We start from the raw sequence: 16,725 nt of genomic DNA on the forward strand, positions 1-16,725 counted from the left end.
AATTATTTTTGCACCAGATGAATAACAATAATAACATTTTATTAATAGACCCAGCATTTGACCCAGCATCTTCATCAGCTTGCAATCTACTGGTAAAAGTTGGTACAGACCACCTTTCTTATGCGATCCTTAATAAGGAAACCAAACAGGTTTATGTTGTTTTTGATGAACAGGAATGTGAAGATGGCACGCTAAAGCTTGCCGAGCGTTTAAAAACAGATCCTTATCTAACCTTAGCTTATCAGGAAGTTAAAACTGCCATATATACCACAGATAGTATAGCCATACCTAATGTGGCGTATAACGAAAACAGTTTAACTACACATTCAAAATTTTTAACAGGTGCAAACCAAAGTAACCTGTACACACAAAGTCTTAATCATTTTGGCTTTACCACTGTTTTTGCACTGCCAAAAACTACAGATCAGCTTTTAAGCACGCATTTAGGCAACCTTAAAAGATATCAGCACAATGCAGGCTTATTCGCATTAGCTGAAAATATGACCGGAACCAGCTTATGCTTAGATTTTTCTGTAGGCTCATTCCACGCCTTATACCTTAAAGATCAGCAAGTTGTTTTTCAGCAGTGTTATGAAATAGACAATATCGAAGAGTTTAATTATTACCTCTTACTGATCATCAATCAGTTAAATATCGACCCTAAAGAAACCAATATCCACTTGGCAGGCATTATCCACCTAGAGGATGAAAAATACAATTGCCTGTTAAAATACTTTACCTCCATTCAGTTTATCAATATAGACAATCAGCCTGAGCAAGAGATACTTGATGAAATGCCTTTGCATTATTACAGCAGTTTATTAGCCCTAGACCTATGCGTATAATAGGCGGCAAACTAAAAGGCAAACAGTTCAATGCACCTGCCAAACTACCGGTTAGACCAACCACAGACATGGCCAAAGAGGCCCTTTTTAACATTTTGTACAATACCTACGATTTTGAAGAGTGTAACGTGTTGGATCTTTTTAGTGGCACTGGCAGCATCTGTATAGAATTTGCTTCTAGAGGAATTAAACAGGTAACAGCAGTCGACAAGCATTCTGGTTGTGTATTTTGGATCAAATCTGTAATTGCACAATATGGATTAAATGAGATTGATGCTCAAAAAGCCGATACTTTTAAGTTTTTGGCACAAGATACCCATCAATATCACATCATTTTTGCCGATCCTCCTTACGATTTGCCCAATATTCCGCTCATCCCACAATTGGTAATGGAGCACAACCTGTTAACCGATAACGGCACCTTGATTGTAGAACATCCACCAATGCTGAAGTTGAACCACCTACCCGGTTTTACTGAAGTAAGGAAATACGGAAATTCTTCTTTTAGTTTTTTTGAAAAGGTTATTTAATTGGTATAGTTGCTACTTCCCAGTTATCTGTTCTAAAAGCTGTTAATGGCAAACCCTCTTTATTAAATACGTTAGGCATTGAAGTATTGTCAAATGCAAAACGAACAGCCAATGGTTCTGAAACGTCTTTGCTCCAAACTACAATCCTGTCTTTTTCCAATTTCACCTCGGCAGGTACAAATACCTTGTTTGCTCCAGCTATCAAAAAATTACTTGGCTCACCACTTCCTTTAACCTTAAAACCTGTTGGGGCATGATCAAAAAACAGCATTACCTTTGCAGCTTTCATTTGCATTTGCTTAAAAAGCGGGCTTTGGTAAACGCCAACATCTTTTTTATAGGTTTTAGCCAAGGCCAGTTTGGCTAATCTATTGGCTACATCTAATTTATTTTGGGGATGGATGTCATTTACATTATCTACCAGATCGCTAATAACCACCATACCTGTATTTGGCAAGGCTAACGACTTTGTTTGTTGCTCTCTAAGTAAGATACCAATGTTTGTGATATCGTATCGGTAAGGTGCAATCTGTACAAAATAGAAAGGAAATTCTTTTTGCCATTGTTTACGCCAATCCTTGATCATACTGGTAAATAAAGATTGATACGTACCATTGGTTTTGGTATTGCTTTCGCCTTGGTACCAGATTACCCCAGCAATGTTAAAATTGGTAAGCGGATTGATCATGGCGTTGAAAAGCACACCGGGTTCTACAGGGCAACAAGGCCCCCTTACTAATTTGGAGGCGGCATTTTTTAAGGTCTCATTACTAGTGATGACTTGGCTGGCTGTCCATGCTTCTGCAGCTGTACCACCCCAACTGGCATTGATGATACCCACTGGCACGCCTAATTCTTTTTGTAATTTTTTAGCATAAAAGTACCCAATTGCACTAAATCCCTTCAAACTTTCTGGCCCACAAACCTTCCATTGGCCTAAACAATCGGCCTGGGGGGTATCTGCTGTGGTTTTCGGCACATGAAACAAACGAATTTGATCGTTTGCGCTTTTGGGCATCTCTTCTAGTATTTGCTTATTGCCTTCATTACTGCTCCATTCCATGTTCGATTGGCCAGAACACACCCAAACTTCTCCAATAAGTATATTTGTTAATACAATTTGATTATTGCCCTTAATGGTAATCGTATACGGACCACCAGCCTTTGGAGTAGCTATATTTAGCTTCCATTGGGCATTATCATTAGCGGTTACAGCATACTTTTTATTACTCCAAGAGGTGGTAATGTAAATTTTTTCGGCAGGATCAGACCAGCCCCACAAATTGACATTGGATTGTCGCTGAAGGACCATGTTGCTGGCAATTACTGCTGGTAAGCGAACATTTGCATTGCTTTTTCCTTGACAAAGCATAAGGCTTGTCAAAAGGATTAAAAATATTTTTTTCATAAAAGTTGATCATAGGTGATTAAAAATAGAAAATTAAATCGATTTGTTTAAATTTATTAGTGCTTTGGTTTAGGTAGGGAATAGGGAATTGTAAATAGATTCAATAGTATAAAGTATAAAGACAGGGTAGAGAATAGGGAATGGGAAATAGGGAATAGATTCAATAGTACTAAGTAGTAAGTATAAAGATTAAGCAAAACATCTCAATTTTGTGAATACGCCCAGTAAACTTCACATTTTGTGAATACTTTCAACTTTACACTTTTAACGCCGAATTGTCACACTGAGCTTGTCGAAGTGTAATTACCAAAAAGTCTTCGACAGGCTCAGACTGACAAATTTATTGGTTCATTGGTCAATAGTTCATTAGTACAAAGTAGTAAGTACTAAGTATAAAGACCTAGCAAATTATCTCGATTTTGTGAACAGGACTTACTTAAAACTTATAACGTATAACTTTCTACCTTCAACTTTTCACTTTCCACTTTAAACTTTCTCCTTAACTTCCCTATATTTGAATATGAAAATAGCGTTATTTCCTGGCTCATTTGATCCGATTACCATTGCACATGTTGATATTTTAAAGAGGTCTTTACCCCTATTTGATCGTGTTGTTGTAGGCATAGGCTTAAATAGCTCGAAACAGAATTTCCTGTCGGCAGAAAAAAGAGAAGAGATTGTAAAAAGCATTTTCACTTCTTATGCCAATGTTGAAGTACAGTTATACGAAGGATTAACAGTCGACTTCTGTCGTAAGATTGATGCAAAGTATATGGTTCGTGGGATCCGATCGGCCTCAGATTTTGAGTACGAACGAGCAATCGCCCAGATTAACCAAACCATGATGCCCGATGTAGAAACCATTCTATTGTTAAGCAAGCCCGAGTATTCGGCCATTAGCTCTACCATTGTTCGCGATATTTTGCGCAATAATGGAGATGTAAGTCCTTTTGTACCTCAAGAGGCATTGAATTTCTTATAAGTTAAATTCATTTTTCTAAAAAAACGTAAAAACATCGCTATCAATCAGGCTATTACAATAAAGTTTAAAAAATTTTATTTTCTAATGTAACGTTTTAAAAAATCGCCTACTAATGGGGTAAATTAAAACAATACAATTATGAAAACCTTAAACACCACCTTCGTTCAAACTTTAAAAGTTAGCTTTTTACTGATCATCCTTTTTATAGGCTCAAATACGTATGCCCAAAATAAAAATAAAGACAATGCCTTATTATGGAAAATTGAGGGTAACGGATTGCAAAAACCATCTTATTTATTTGGTACCGTACACATGATCTGCGAAGACAAATTCTCGATGCCTGCAAAAGTGAAAAATGCAATTGACCAGACCGAACAAAGTTATTTAGAGATTAATTTAGCTGCGCCAGATGTTGCTGCCCAAAGTCAGAAGTACATGAAAAGCACGCAGCCCCTATCAGCCCAAATTAGTGCTGCAGATTACAAAATTGTAGATTCTGTGGTTAACAAAAAGCTAAAAGTTGGCCTTAAGCAATTAGAAAACATCAAGCCGATGCTAATCGTGGCTTCTATATTCCAGGCTTCCTTTACCTGTAAGGTGATGAGCTTTGAGAGCGAGATCATCAAGCAGACCAAAGCAGCCAACAAATCTATTGAGGGTTTGTCTACTATTGAAGAACAGTACTCTTTTTTGGATAAGATTTTTGATCCAAAAGATATGGCCAGCTATCTAAAAATGAACAATGATGCAGAAATGAACAAAATTTTCAAAACCATTTACGAAGCTTATGTAGTTGAAGATGTGAACACCATTGACCAATTGATGTTAGAGTTTAGCACCACCAACCCAGAGGGATACCGTCAGTTATTGCCTGTACGTAACCATTTATGGGCCGATAGAATGCCAGCCATTATGAAAAACAAATCGACATTTTTTGGCATTGGTTGCGGACATTTATTAGGTAAAGAAGGCGTAATTTCGCTTTTAAGATCAAAAGGTTATAAAGTTACACCTGTTCATTAATCACGAACACAGATTTAAGCATGTCGGGAGCAGCAGCACAGCCATTTCTAGAATTGATCAACACCAACAAGGGCATTATCCATAAAGTTGCCAAAATGTACATGGATAAAGCAGAAGATCAAGAAGACCTCTTCCAAGAAATTGTAATGCAGTTATGGAAAGCTTACCCAAGTTTTAAAGGAAATAGCAAATTTACAACCTGGATGTACCGGGTGGCACTCAACACGGCCATTGTATTCTTTAAAAAAGAGAACAAAAAGATCGACAAAACTACCTTAACGGAACATATCGATATAGCCGATGTTAACGAAAGTGATGATAAAGAAGAAAAACTGGCTTATTTATACAAAGCCGTACAAGAGTTAAATTCGATAGAGAAAGCATTGATCTTTTTGTTTTTGGAAGACCAATCGCACAAAGAAATCGCACAGAATTTGGGTATTAGCGAAATTAATGCCCGAGTTAAATTAAACAGGACCAAAGAAAAATTACAATCCATTATTAAAAAGAACGGTTATGAATTTTGATCAATTGAAAAACGAATGGAACAAAGAAGAGGCTAATGGCCTAATTGTTTCAGAAAATATATTAAAAATAAAAGAAGCACATACACCGATAGACAATATCAGAAAAAAAATGAAATCGGAGTTTTTTACGCAAATATTGTCATTAATAGTGTTGGCATTTATACCCAGAATATTCAATTTCTCTCCAGAAATGAAACCTATTTTTATTGCCTTTTATGCTATGGCTTCGGGTTTTACAGCTTATTATTTTTTTAAGTTTTATCTCATCTATAAAAACTCATACAACATGACCATAGATACCCGAAAAAACCTGTTGTGGTTCTATTATGAAATGAAACTGAACATTGAATTGTACAAGGCTTTAACTTACATGCTGGGTCTCATTGCACTTGCAGGTTTCATTGCCTATATCTTTATCAATAAAGGAGCTCCGATAAATGTAGATGCTAAGAAACTTACTTTTGTGATTGTATTGGTCTGTTTCTCTTCTATTTTTTTGATAGGACTGGCTACCGAACTTTGGACCAGATACTACTACGGAAAAGACCTCAAAAAGGTAAAAGATATTATTGACCAATTGGATGATGAATAAGTAAATCTGTTGATTTTTAGTTAAAATATCCCTAATTGATCATCAATTCTCGATCAACAATGCTGGCCAAAGCATAGCATGGCCTAATTATTGAACTGTTTGAGATCACAATTAAAAACACTCCAAATGAAACTTTTAAAAATTAGCGCCTTCGCTTTAACTATTGCCCTATCTGCATGTAACAACAACAAATCAGAACCGGCACAAACAGCAACACCAAAGACAAGTGATGTGGTGATTGGCAATTACGCCTCTAGCGATTATGAAAAACGTAAAGAAGGCTATGATTGGGTGGGTGTAATGGTAACCAAAAATAACGACAGCACCGTACATATTTCTATACGCTCTCGTGCCGACATTAAAAAACCAACCTGTACTTTTGATGCAGATGCAAAAAGACTAAATGATTCGGTGTATAAGGCCAATGTAATGGGTAAAGACATTTTATTTAACTTTAACCCAAGCCAAATGAGCATTGCTACAGCACGCAAAGAAGACGAAGGCATATTGAATTACTTTTGCTCTGGTGGGGGTAGTTTAGCGGGTATTTTTAACAAGACAACGGCACCTTTGGATAGCATTCAGATAGACAAAGCCAAGCTTAAGTAAAACGTAACATGAAATGAGGATTTGATCCTCTTTCGTCAAAATAAAAAGCCACTCTTGGAGTGGCTTTTTATTTTGATGATTAAATGAGTTTAGGCAATTTTTGCAGTTTCCAATACATCCATAATAGAAGGAAAAGTATTTTTAACCACTGGCGCCAATTGTGTTGATGAGAGCCAAACCGCTTTATCAATCCCCTCCTCTTTTTGAGGGATCAATTTCGGTATTCCTTTCACTAGCATTCTATACCAGTTTGTTCGTTTCAAGATCACTTTACCATTTAACTCGTAAATATGATAGGTTTTACACAATAGTGCATCTCTCTTCTCTATCTTCACCCCGCACTCTTCTTCTACCTCTCTAATGGCTGTTTTTTTGAGCTTTTCGTCTTTTTCTACCTTTCCTTTTGGCAAGTCCCATCGTTTATTTCTAAAAATAAATAAGAACTCTCCATTTGCATTTTCTACCAAACCACCAGCCGCTTTAATTATGGTTAATTTTTTCTTGATGCTGCTAAACAATTCTTTCGGGTTTTTATGCACTAAAATGTAGTCTTTTTTTCCAGCTTTTTTAAGGTTTTTGTAAAATGTTACAAAATCAAAACCCTCTGTTTCAAGTTGTTGAATTTTTGCAATTTGTTTAGGCACCATATCTGCTATAAACAAAGTATTATCGTTAATATAAATTCTGTATTTTTGAGCCATGTATAATAAAAGTGATATTGAATTAAAGGTAGCTGAATTTTTATTACAAATTAAAGCAATTAAATTACAACCTAACAATCCATTTACTTGGGCGTCGGGTTGGAAGTCTCCAATTTACTGCGACAACCGCATTTCGTTGTCTCACCCATCTGTTAGAACCTACATCCGCCAGAAACTGGCACAACTGATCCAAGAAGAATATGGTGCAGTTGATGTAATTGCTGGTGTAGCTACTGCAGGTATCCCACAGGGTGTATTGGTTGCCCAAGAATTAGGCTTACCGTTTATTTATGTAAGATCTAAAGCGAAAGAACATGGCACCGGTAGCTTAATTGAAGGAGAAATTATCGAAGGCCAACGTGTTGTGGTGATCGAGGATCTAATTTCTACCGGAAAAAGCAGTTTACAGGCTGTTGAGGCATTGCGTGCTGCAGGCTTATCGGTTGCAGGTTTGGTAGCCATATTTACCTACGGACTTAATCAAGCTGACGAGAATTTTGCGAATGCTAAATGTCGTTATTCAACGTTATCAAACTACAGCACTTTAATTAGCTATGCTGCAGAACATAGCTTTATTGCGCAAAACGAAATAGAATTATTAAACAAATGGCGTGAAAACCCAGCCGATTGGGGAAAAGAGCTAGAGCAATTAACTTAATTGATATGACCATTATAGAAAGTACTGTTGAATTAAACCTACCAATTGATAAGGTTTATGGTTTTTTAGAAGATTTGAATAACCACCAACAATTAATGCCTGAGAATATTTACAATTGGTCATCTACTACAGACGAAGCTAGTTTTACCATACAGAACATGGCCAAATTAGCCATTAAAATTTCTAATCGGGTGCCGAACAGCGAAATTACCGCCATACCTACAGAGAAACCTCCTTTTGATGTAGAATTGAAATGGACAGTGGCTCCAAACGAAAATGGAGGTACCATAGCCAAACACATCATCTCTGCAGATTTAAACATGATGATGAAAATGTTAGCCTCAGGTCCGTTACAAAAACTGGCCGACCACCAAACACAAAAATTAAAAGAAGTATTAAGTTAATATTTCATAGCCATAGCTTCAAAGCCAATTGCGATAACGTAATTGGCTTTTTTTATTTAGGCGCAAGTTGCTTTGGGCTGTTTTTTTTATCAAATTTTTGTTAGTCGGAGATTAAACGGATAAATATATCTAATACAACATTTTAATATGGGAATCCGTAATTTTCTATAACGTACATATCCTAGTTTTAAAAAAATTAATTCCATTAGAGGTTAAACAATAGGAAAGAATGTTCACAATTTTTACATTTTAGGTTTTGTAGTAAATCATAGATACATTTATGCATTTCATAATTTAAATTAACATGTTATCTCAGAATTAAAAAAAGCTATGAATAAAACAGTGTACATTTTAGGTGCTGGCTTTTCAATGAGTGCCGGAGCTCCTTCGCAAGAGAAATTAATTCAAAAAATGTTCGAGCTTCATAAGAAAGACAAATATATTTTTAATCCGTCAGCAATTAGGAAATTTAGACTATTCCTAAGTTCAACAATGCATATTCCAAAAAGACAGCATTATGAAATCCCTCTTGAAGACATTTTTACACCTCTGGATAAATGCATTCAAGACAACTTAAGTTATCGTAACTTAAATCTAGATCAAGTAAAAGAAATACGAGGAATAGTATATTATTTGATTGGTAAAACATTACAGTATATTTTACAAATAAGCAATAAAGATTATATTAATAATTTTGCAAAACACCTAGTAGAAAACTGCAAACAACGTAAAGACAATAAATATCGAAATTGGGATAACGTAAGTGTTTTAACATCAAATTGGGATATATTACTAGATACATCTGTGCAACAAATCATTGATAATAATAGAGACTTAGCGGTTGTGGATTATTGTTGTCATATAAGTTCTTACAAAGAAGATGATGAAAGAGTCAAGCCAGGATTGGAAATATTAGGAAAGGGTGGTTATAACGTTAAAATTTTAAAACTACATGGCTCATTAAATTGGCTTCAATGTCCAAGATGCCAAAGAGTATATGTTGATTTGGATGATAAAATTGCTATTAATCAGTATATCGCACCTATAAATTGTAGACATTGTAATAATAATTTTGGTGTTGAAAAATCTCATGAATTAAATTCTAATATGATCATGCCAACCTATTTAAAAAATTTATCAAATCCGCAATATAAATTAATATGGCAAAATGCAGGCATTGAATTGTCCGAAGCAAAAAAAATCGTTTTTATTGGCTATTCATTACCCCAAGCCGACTATGAAATGAGACAATTATTATCTCGTATGATTAGGCCAAATGCAGAGATTGAAGTTGTTGGTTATTCTGATAATTCAGCTGTAGACATAGAATTTCAGAACTTATCAAATAGATATAAAAATTTTTTCGGAAAAAGATTAAAACTTCCAATCTATTACAAAGGGGCAAAACAATATATAGATGATCATTTCTAAGAAGGTATGAACAGATTAATTTTAATTGGGAATGGTTTTGATTTAGCTCATGGAATGAAAACAAGTTATAATGATTTTATTCTGTGGTATCTAACAAACTGCTTTTCTAAATCAGGTGATGGCTATGAAGATGATTTACTAATAATACAGGCTAATAGTTATGTGTATGTTCACCAAGAACTTGCTGGAAAAACAATACCTGAATATATAAAAGAGCATTATGAAAATGGTACGCTAAATTCTTTAATGCAAATAAAACATGATTATGTTTCTGATTTTATAACATCTAGCGACCACTATAGATCGAGGCAGCCAGAGTGGACATCAGCATTTAAAGTACAAATCAAATCTGAACTTCTAACTCAGATGATTAACAATTGCGCCATAGATAAGTGGGTTGACATAGAAAATTTATTTTATAGTTCATTGAAAAAAGCATTGACGGTAGAGAATCAAAATAAAGACCGAGATGTAAAAGATTTAAACAAATCAATTGCCTTTATTATAGAAGAACTTCGAGTATACTTAGCGAATCTAGGGCATTGTAAAGAAAGAATCGATGAATACAGAATATTAATGAAAGAAGCAATCAGACCATCTGAAATTGTTGAGCGTCCTCCTCTCACTCCTGATGATCTCCTTGGAACTGTACCCAATAATACTCTAATATTAAATTTCAACTATACAGATACTGTTGAACAATATCTATCCGATGATAGCAATGTTAAAGTAAACTACATTCATGGAAAGTTGAATGAAAATGAGAATCCAATGATTTTTGGCTTCGGAGATGAATTAGATGCAGAATATAGTAAATTCGAGTTGGATAGGACAAAAGAATTGTTCAAATACATAAAATCATTTTGGTATTTCAAAACTTCAAATTACCACGATTTATTAAGGTTTATTCAAGGTGAAACATTCCAAGTGTATATTTTAGGACATTCATGTGGTCTTTCAGATAGAACAATGTTAAATATGATTTTTGAACATGAAAATTGTGTTTCAATTAAAATATATTATTACGAAAACCCACAAGAAATATCTAAAAATAATTATACTGAATTAACCGAAGAGATTTCGAGACACTTTAAAGATAAACGTCAAATGCGGTTAAAAATAGTTCCTTTTGACAAGTCTTCTTGCATGCCTCAAATATCTCCTTTTTAAAATCTATTTTAGATTTTTTGTCATCTTTTAAAACAACAAATATTTAAGAATGAGAATAAAGCCCACATTTAGAAAATTAATATTTTCCAATCAACTTAATGAAGATTTAGGCCACGATGTACTTCATCACCAATGGCAAAATGTAAAAGATATATGGAACAACAATCTAAATCCCTCATCAAATGCAATAGGTATTGAGCGTGTATTAAAATTAATATTAATCCTATCTCAATTCATATTTCCCGGAATTTATATAAGAGCCTTGTTTGGAAGTAAAGGAAAATTATATAAACATATCGGAGTAGAAATTCATGTGTTTTTAAAACTTATTATTTCAATCCTTATATTATCATTGGGAGGGTATATCACATCGGAGGGTAGTTTTAGCTTTTTTAAGTTTTGGGCATTTTATATGATCTTTGAAACAGTGTTTTACACAGGAAATTTACTATTTAGTGAAGATGTATTTGCAAAACCTCATTCTCATAAACGAAATCTTATTTTAATTATAGTCGACTATATCACTTTAAATTTAGATTTCGCAATTATATTTTTAATGTGTAACTCCTTAAAAACTACAATAGAAGTTAATGGAGAATCCGTTATTAAAATAATCGATAATGCTAGGGATGCTATCTATTTTAGCTTTATCAGCTCTCTCACTATTGGCTATGGAGACATAACTCCTACAGAATCAGGAAGAAATTTATTAATTTTCCACAGCTTGGTTATATTATTATTTGGTGTACTTTTTATTAACTTTTATTTATCAAGAATAAATAACTCAGCTCCAAATTAGATTAGAATACGGGTTACCGTAATTTATCCGATTTAAATATTTTTACCTTTAAAAATCAAGAATGAGCTACTTTAATATGTTCAAACTTTTCGCATTATAGCTATTATTCAAAAAGAGTGCTAGCTTTAGAATAATAACTACAATAAATTAACTCGATCTCAATTATGCTTAACCTTGATTCTAATTTACTAGGTATTATTTATAGAATATCAGTTTGTGTAATTTTATTTTTTTAATAATTATAGGATGGTTACAGATGATGAACTTGAAAGTATTGGAGTATTTCCATATGAAACTTATTCAAATTCTTTAGATCTTAAAGATATTCTTATTGGTAATGGATTTTCAATAAATTTATGTAATAGATTAAGGTACAATTCTCTATGTGATCTTTTTAGCAATAGTGCTTCTGCTGAAATTCTTGCTATGTTTAAAGAATTTAACACAACAAACTTTGAGGTCTTACTTGAAGGTTTATCTAATGCTCAAATAGTAAATAAAGTGTTAAATAATCAGCAACCAGTACTATCTAAGTTAAAAGAAGAATTGAAGAATGGTTTAATTTCTACAATTCAAGCAACACATCCTCGCGCCTCAGAAATTAATGACCATCTTTTGAGATCTTTGGCATTTGAACTTTCAGAGTTTGATGATATTTATACAACTAATTACGATGTTTTTCTATATAAAATTATTTTAGCAAATAATTCGCTAGTTGAACGTAGCCTAGAAGATTTTGAAGAATTTGCTGATGGATTTTATGAAGATCATTCGACTGGCAAACTTGCATTTGACGATTTCGATTACAAGCCAAGAAATCTAATATACCTTCACGGCGCTTTATTCTTTTTTGATCCAAATGGTGTGACGGTTAAACTAACACGTTTAGACGATGGTGTAGAGTATATAAAATTAATCAAGCAATATTTAGACAATGACGAATTTCCAGTATATGTAGCGGAAGGTAACTCTGATAGTAAGTTAGAAGCAATTAATAATAATTATTATTTAAGAATGGCATATTCTAGATTTAAAAATCGTGATGGGAACTTAGCCACATATGGGTTTTCTTTTTCAAAGTCAGATAAACATATCATTGGCGCAATAAACATGTCTACAACAAAGAACATTATTGCATCTATTTATCCAAAGTCAACTTTAATTGAAACTCAGAAAGAAATGTCAAGAATCAGCAATTTATTTCCAAACATCGCAGTTTCATTTTTTAATTATGCTTCTCTCTTCAATTTTAAAGATCCGGTTAAGTATTATATTTAGATTAGTAACGTGTACATAAAGTGAGCTAAAAATTCAACCCCAACCTGTTATATTGCATAATAATTTAACCTAACCGCCAACTTCGCAAGATTCTTGAGCATTGTACATCCTGCTAAACGCTATAAGCCATTGCAAAATAGATATCACTAACAAGACCATAATTAACTAATGAAAATTTAAGAACCAGATTATTATGATTATGAAGATTAAAATGTCTAAACAGAATGGTGATAAGAGAATCAATTTATACAGCTTGTTTTTAGGTGTAACCCTGATCGCGCTCTTAGGTACATTATGCTTTACTACTACATTTTTCATGTGGTTTATTGAGGGTACTGAAATGCTCCTTTTAGTATTATGGATAGGAATCCCTTTAACATCGATATTGTGGTTTTTTATCAAAAGAAGTTATTATAAAATAAACTTTAATGATCAAGATATAAGTTTATATAGTTTTTTTCCTTTCGCTAGTCGGAAAATCCGATATTCAGATATAATAAACATCACAATTATTAACAAGTCTAGTAAAAGACGAATAGAGACTATTGATGAGTTTTTTGAAATTGATAAAGCGGATGTAGCGAGTTTAGAATTTATATGCAATCAGAAATTGTTAAATTTAACTGTACATAATGTCAGCTAACGGTGGTTTAGCAAAATTGGCAAAAAAATTTCTTCTCCCTTAATGTTTATAGTAATTTTAACCTAAACACCCCATTCGACAAGCCACGGCACGTTATCAGACATTGCCAAACACGACATAAATAACATGAAGCAAAAAACAGACTACATATTTTTTGGATTAACAGGATTACTCATTGCAAGTACATTAATTCTATCACAGTTATATGGTCATGTGCTTACCATTAACAACTATCTAGCCTTTGTGGCGTGGCCAATAGCTTTGTTTTTAAGGATGAAAACATATCAGGGCAAGCGTTATCCTCTGGGGATTATTTTACTGCTTGCACTATTCAATATCATCAATTTTGAGATTGGTGGATTTTCAATGAAATTTGGAATAAATTCTTCGATCCCAATTGAAACACCTGGAATAAACCCTATCATTCTATTGATCGTTGTTGCATATTATATCATTAATAAGGAACGAATAAATCATATTATAAGTAACTTTTTTAAAGGAACGGAAGAAGAAAGAAGCAAAGAATTTCAGAAAACAGTAGACTTTTACCTTCATAAGTTTAATGCTTGTGAAGAAGAAGAACTGAAAGGAATTTTAAAAAATTTTAATGACTATCCAGACGAAGCTAAAATAGCATTGAGGCAAATACAAGCTAATCAAAGTAGTATCTTATAGCAGTGGCTCTGCAAAATTGACAGCAATTCAACTTCAACCCATTATATTGCATAATAATTTAATGTAACTACCAACTTCGCCAAACCTCTGGGTATTAGGCCATATTTTGATGATCATACCGTTCCAGATGAACCAAATAGAATTTATTCCACTGATAGAACCAGCTACAAAAAAAGATAAGAAAAGTGAAATCATTCCAAGCGCAACTCATTTGCGCAATACAATAGAATGGGACATATTTCAAAAGAAAGAAATTGAAAAGAATTATCTAAATTTTCCTGAACCGATTTTAAATGGGACTTCTCTCTATAGACTTTTTGACATTTCTCTTGAAGACATAGAAAGAGTTATCAATCTTCATATTGGAGACACTAACATAAATAAGTCGATTTCACTTTTTGGTGGCTATGCAATTTCCAAAAATGGAACTATTGAACTTTTCCCTCAATGTTGTGGGCTTTTAGAAGAAATCCAACTCTGGAAAAATATACTTAAAGACGACTTTCAAGAATTTTATCTAGCTGAAGGACATCCTTCACCATTCATAACAAAAAGGGGAAATGAAATCGTTATCTATTGTAAAGACGATTCTGAGCCATTTTATCCAACTACAATTCAAGAAGAGATTAGACTTGACTACAAAGAAACGAAAACAGCACTTATAAAACTCATTAGTGAATTGACAGCATTTTCAGAAAAACTCAACTCTTTATCAGCCAAATTTAGAACTGAAAATTTATCAAACATTATGATCTGGGGAAACAATGAAGGTGAATAGAGAAATACATCGCCTAAAAGTAGTTTGTGTAAGATGCGCTAAATTATTAACTCAACTACTTAGTAACAAGCTGCTTCAATTTCATTCTTTTCATCAAGAAATAAAAACCTAGGGCTGTTACCAACATCAACAAACCTGTACCAGTCCATAACACATTAAAGCCGTAATTTGCGGCAATTTTGGTTCCAAATAAAGGGGCAAAAATAAGTCCTGCAGATAATGACAAAGAGTTGAGGCCCATATAAACACCCCTATTTTTTACATTAGAACGTTGTAAGGTTACCGTAGCCATAAAAGGCATGGCCAACATCTCCGATACACAGAGTACAAACATCGAGGCAAATAACAACCACACCGCATGTGTAAGCAACAAAGAAGAAAAAGCCAATCCACAACAGATTACCCCAAAAATAATGGCATTGGCTGCAGTTGTTCTGCGTTCGGCAATGTGCACAATCAGCATTTCTAAACTAAACACCACTACCCCACTATAGGCCAAAATAATACCGATATTCTTTTCCGTAAGCTGATACACTTCTCGATAATAAAGAGGTAGCGTACTTAACAATTGGAAAAAACATACGGCAAAGAAAATACTTAACAAGGTAAATATTAAAAAAGGTACATCTTTATAAGGCGATCGGTACGGAATTTCTTCTAAAACAGCTTTCTCCTGCCCTACACTATTTCCCTTTTTCTTTCGGAAGTAGAAGAAAAAAATCAAAGCCGCCAACAATGCAGCAAAAGCATTTCCGTAAAAAAGTAGATCGTAAGAAATTGCTGCCAAAAAGCCACCCAAGGCAGGCCCAATAGAAAAACCTAGGTTCAATGCCATTCTATTCAATGTAAAGCTCCTTACCACATTTTCTGGTTTCGAATAATAAGCCAAGGATACCGAGTTTGCTGGTCTCAAAATATCACTTACAATGCTCAACGCCAAAATTCCTGCAGCCAATGACGGCATGGTTTTGAGTTCGGGCAACAGCATAAATAAAGGCACAACACCAGTTAAACTAAAAAGTTGCACCTTAAAATGACCAAATTTATCTGTTAACCAGCCACCTAATGAAGAACCGATAACCGAGCCAATGCCAAAACAACTCAATAAGATCCCTGCATTTTCTAAAGAAAAACCCAAATGTTTAACCATGTAAACACCTAGAAATGGCACTACCATAGCACCACTCCTGTTTACCAGCATTACCAAGGCCAACATCCAAGCTGGGGTAGATAAACCCCTGTAAGAATCAAGATATAGTTTAAAAAAGTCTCTCATTATCGCTATGCATTAACCAAATTATATGTTTAAACACCAAATAACTAGGGCCATCTGGCTTCCCAATTGAAAAAATGGTTCAAAAACATCAAATGGCAATTTGTCCCTGAAAAAGGGCGAATAACAAAGGACGGGAAATTTAATGTAATTGGCTAACAAATATTGGAAATAGCCTATTTTCTCAACCTCACCTGATTTGGAGAAAGGATGAACTTTTTTTATAGTTAATGCTGATGCACCTTATAGAGATTCGCTCTTCAGTTATTGTAAAATTAACCAATCTTAACTATTGAGAAATTTATGTAAATGGTAGATCAAGGTATCATCTCATAACTAACCTACAGGCGGGGAACCATGAGATCAGATTAGAATGGCAACCTTGGTTTTTAATAGCTT

Annotated in this window: 18 protein-coding genes; 15 read left to right on the plus strand and 3 right to left on the minus strand. The window is 33.9% G+C overall.

What is annotated here, in order from left to right; genetic code table 11:
• Positions 1–17 precede the first annotated feature (17 nt).
• Together AQF98_RS05590 and AQF98_RS05595 are read left to right on the plus strand one after the other, a co-directional pair.
• Positions 18–845, plus strand: a complete 828-nt coding sequence (locus tag AQF98_RS05590) for a DUF3822 family protein (RefSeq protein WP_055130933.1) — start codon at positions 18–20, stop codon at positions 843–845.
• Positions 836–1,375: an RsmD family RNA methyltransferase gene (locus AQF98_RS05595; protein WP_055130934.1), complete on the plus strand. Its 540-nt coding sequence runs from the start codon at positions 836–838 to the stop codon at positions 1,373–1,375. Before AQF98_RS05590 ends, AQF98_RS05595 begins: the two co-directional genes overlap by 10 nt.
• Here the strand turns inward: AQF98_RS05595 and AQF98_RS05600 are convergent.
• Entirely contained in the window at positions 1,368–2,783 is a 1,416-nt protein-coding gene (locus AQF98_RS05600; RefSeq protein ID WP_055130935.1) for a sialate O-acetylesterase, read from the minus strand. The genes AQF98_RS05595 and AQF98_RS05600 overlap by 8 nt on opposite strands.
• Before the next feature lie 520 nt (positions 2,784–3,303).
• Between AQF98_RS05600 and coaD the strand changes: the two genes are divergently transcribed.
• The 5 genes from coaD to AQF98_RS05625 all read left to right on the plus strand — a co-directional run bounded on the left by coaD (position 3,304) and on the right by AQF98_RS05625 (position 6,516).
• The gene (gene coaD / locus AQF98_RS05605) at positions 3,304–3,765 is read left to right on the plus strand and encodes a pantetheine-phosphate adenylyltransferase (RefSeq protein ID WP_055130936.1); all 462 of its coding nucleotides are present in this window, start codon (positions 3,304–3,306) and stop codon (positions 3,763–3,765) included.
• A gap of 138 nt (positions 3,766–3,903) precedes the next feature.
• Positions 3,904–4,788, plus strand: coding sequence for a TraB/GumN family protein (locus AQF98_RS05610; RefSeq protein WP_055130937.1), 885 nt, complete (start codon positions 3,904–3,906; stop codon positions 4,786–4,788).
• Between the two features lie 20 nt (positions 4,789–4,808).
• Positions 4,809–5,315 carry an RNA polymerase sigma factor gene (locus AQF98_RS05615; RefSeq protein WP_055130938.1) on the plus strand — a complete coding sequence of 169 codons (507 nt, stop codon included), beginning with the start codon at positions 4,809–4,811 and terminating at the stop codon, positions 5,313–5,315.
• A complete protein-coding gene (locus tag AQF98_RS05620; protein WP_055130939.1) occupies positions 5,305–5,907 on the plus strand; it encodes a hypothetical protein in 603 nt (200 codons plus the stop codon). The genes AQF98_RS05615 and AQF98_RS05620 overlap by 11 nt, the downstream gene beginning before the upstream one ends.
• 126 nt (positions 5,908–6,033) lie before the next feature.
• Positions 6,034–6,516: a hypothetical protein gene (locus AQF98_RS05625; protein WP_055130940.1), complete on the plus strand. Its 483-nt coding sequence runs from the start codon at positions 6,034–6,036 to the stop codon at positions 6,514–6,516.
• 89 nt (positions 6,517–6,605) lie between these two features.
• Here the strand turns inward: AQF98_RS05625 and AQF98_RS05630 are convergent, their stop codons facing one another.
• Positions 6,606–7,217 (minus strand): NUDIX hydrolase, encoded by a 612-nt coding sequence (locus AQF98_RS05630; protein ID WP_055130941.1) that lies wholly within the window; start codon positions 7,215–7,217, stop codon positions 6,606–6,608.
• Between AQF98_RS05630 and pyrE the strand changes: the two genes are divergently transcribed.
• From pyrE to AQF98_RS05675, 8 genes are all read left to right on the plus strand, one after another.
• Entirely contained in the window at positions 7,216–7,875 is a 660-nt protein-coding gene (gene pyrE / locus AQF98_RS05635) for an orotate phosphoribosyltransferase (protein ID WP_055130942.1), read from the plus strand. The two genes, AQF98_RS05630 and pyrE, sit on opposite strands and share 2 nt — an antisense overlap.
• A gap of 5 nt (positions 7,876–7,880) precedes the next feature.
• Entirely contained in the window at positions 7,881–8,279 is a 399-nt protein-coding gene (locus AQF98_RS05640; RefSeq protein WP_055130943.1) for an SRPBCC family protein, read from the plus strand.
• A gap of 330 nt (positions 8,280–8,609) precedes the next feature.
• The gene (locus AQF98_RS05645; protein WP_055130944.1) at positions 8,610–9,710 is read left to right on the plus strand and encodes a hypothetical protein; all 1,101 of its coding nucleotides are present in this window, start codon (positions 8,610–8,612) and stop codon (positions 9,708–9,710) included.
• Between the two features lie 6 nt (positions 9,711–9,716).
• Positions 9,717–10,880 carry an AbiH family protein gene (locus AQF98_RS22205; protein ID WP_082434916.1) on the plus strand — a complete coding sequence of 388 codons (1,164 nt, stop codon included), beginning with the start codon at positions 9,717–9,719 and terminating at the stop codon, positions 10,878–10,880.
• A gap of 49 nt (positions 10,881–10,929) precedes the next feature.
• Entirely contained in the window at positions 10,930–11,679 is a 750-nt protein-coding gene (locus AQF98_RS05655; RefSeq protein ID WP_055130946.1) for a potassium channel family protein, read from the plus strand.
• Between the two features lie 246 nt (positions 11,680–11,925).
• Positions 11,926–12,957 (plus strand): DUF4917 family protein, encoded by a 1,032-nt coding sequence (locus AQF98_RS05660; RefSeq protein WP_055130947.1) that lies wholly within the window; start codon positions 11,926–11,928, stop codon positions 12,955–12,957.
• A 769-nt stretch (positions 12,958–13,726) separates the two neighbouring features.
• Complete coding sequence (locus tag AQF98_RS05670; protein ID WP_055130949.1) at positions 13,727–14,275, plus strand: hypothetical protein; 549 nt, start codon at positions 13,727–13,729, stop codon at positions 14,273–14,275.
• Positions 14,276–14,402: 127 nt separating this feature from the next.
• Positions 14,403–15,053, plus strand: coding sequence for a hypothetical protein (locus AQF98_RS05675; RefSeq protein WP_055130950.1), 651 nt, complete (start codon positions 14,403–14,405; stop codon positions 15,051–15,053).
• Positions 15,054–15,108: 55 nt separating this feature from the next.
• Here the strand turns inward: AQF98_RS05675 and AQF98_RS05680 are convergent, their stop codons facing one another.
• The gene (locus AQF98_RS05680) at positions 15,109–16,329 is read right to left on the minus strand and encodes an MFS transporter (RefSeq protein WP_055130951.1); all 1,221 of its coding nucleotides are present in this window, start codon (positions 16,327–16,329) and stop codon (positions 15,109–15,111) included.
• Positions 16,330–16,725: the final 396 nt, after the last annotated feature.

The organism is Pedobacter sp. Hv1, from assembly GCF_001412215.1.
GTDB lineage: Bacteria > Bacteroidota > Bacteroidia > Sphingobacteriales > Sphingobacteriaceae > Pedobacter.

Excerpts from the sequence above, each read along its gene's own strand:
- AQF98_RS05670 (WP_055130949.1), top strand. The coding sequence starts at position 13,727 with ATGAAGCAAAAAACAGACTACATATTTTTTGGATTAACAGGATTACTC.
- AQF98_RS05595 (WP_055130934.1), top strand. The coding sequence starts at position 836 with ATGCGTATAATAGGCGGCAAACTAAAAGGCAAACAGTTCAATGCACCT.
- AQF98_RS05675 (WP_055130950.1), top strand. The coding sequence starts at position 14,403 with ATGAACCAAATAGAATTTATTCCACTGATAGAACCAGCTACAAAAAAA.
- AQF98_RS05640 (WP_055130943.1), top strand. The coding sequence starts at position 7,881 with ATGACCATTATAGAAAGTACTGTTGAATTAAACCTACCAATTGATAAG.
- AQF98_RS05600 (WP_055130935.1), bottom strand. The coding sequence starts at position 2,783 with ATGAAAAAAATATTTTTAATCCTTTTGACAAGCCTTATGCTTTGTCAA.
- AQF98_RS05630 (WP_055130941.1), bottom strand. The coding sequence starts at position 7,217 with ATGGCTCAAAAATACAGAATTTATATTAACGATAATACTTTGTTTATA.
- AQF98_RS05610 (WP_055130937.1), top strand. The coding sequence starts at position 3,904 with ATGAAAACCTTAAACACCACCTTCGTTCAAACTTTAAAAGTTAGCTTT.
- AQF98_RS05660 (WP_055130947.1), top strand. The coding sequence starts at position 11,926 with ATGGTTACAGATGATGAACTTGAAAGTATTGGAGTATTTCCATATGAA.
- AQF98_RS05620 (WP_055130939.1), top strand. The coding sequence starts at position 5,305 with ATGAATTTTGATCAATTGAAAAACGAATGGAACAAAGAAGAGGCTAAT.
- AQF98_RS05680 (WP_055130951.1), bottom strand. The coding sequence starts at position 16,329 with ATGAGAGACTTTTTTAAACTATATCTTGATTCTTACAGGGGTTTATCT.
- AQF98_RS05615 (WP_055130938.1), top strand. The coding sequence starts at position 4,809 with ATGTCGGGAGCAGCAGCACAGCCATTTCTAGAATTGATCAACACCAAC.
- pyrE (WP_055130942.1), top strand. The coding sequence starts at position 7,216 with ATGTATAATAAAAGTGATATTGAATTAAAGGTAGCTGAATTTTTATTA.
- coaD (WP_055130936.1), top strand. The coding sequence starts at position 3,304 with ATGAAAATAGCGTTATTTCCTGGCTCATTTGATCCGATTACCATTGCA.
- AQF98_RS05590 (WP_055130933.1), top strand. The coding sequence starts at position 18 with ATGAATAACAATAATAACATTTTATTAATAGACCCAGCATTTGACCCA.
- AQF98_RS22205 (WP_082434916.1), top strand. The coding sequence starts at position 9,717 with ATGAACAGATTAATTTTAATTGGGAATGGTTTTGATTTAGCTCATGGA.
- AQF98_RS05645 (WP_055130944.1), top strand. The coding sequence starts at position 8,610 with ATGAATAAAACAGTGTACATTTTAGGTGCTGGCTTTTCAATGAGTGCC.
- AQF98_RS05625 (WP_055130940.1), top strand. The coding sequence starts at position 6,034 with ATGAAACTTTTAAAAATTAGCGCCTTCGCTTTAACTATTGCCCTATCT.
- AQF98_RS05655 (WP_055130946.1), top strand. The coding sequence starts at position 10,930 with ATGAGAATAAAGCCCACATTTAGAAAATTAATATTTTCCAATCAACTT.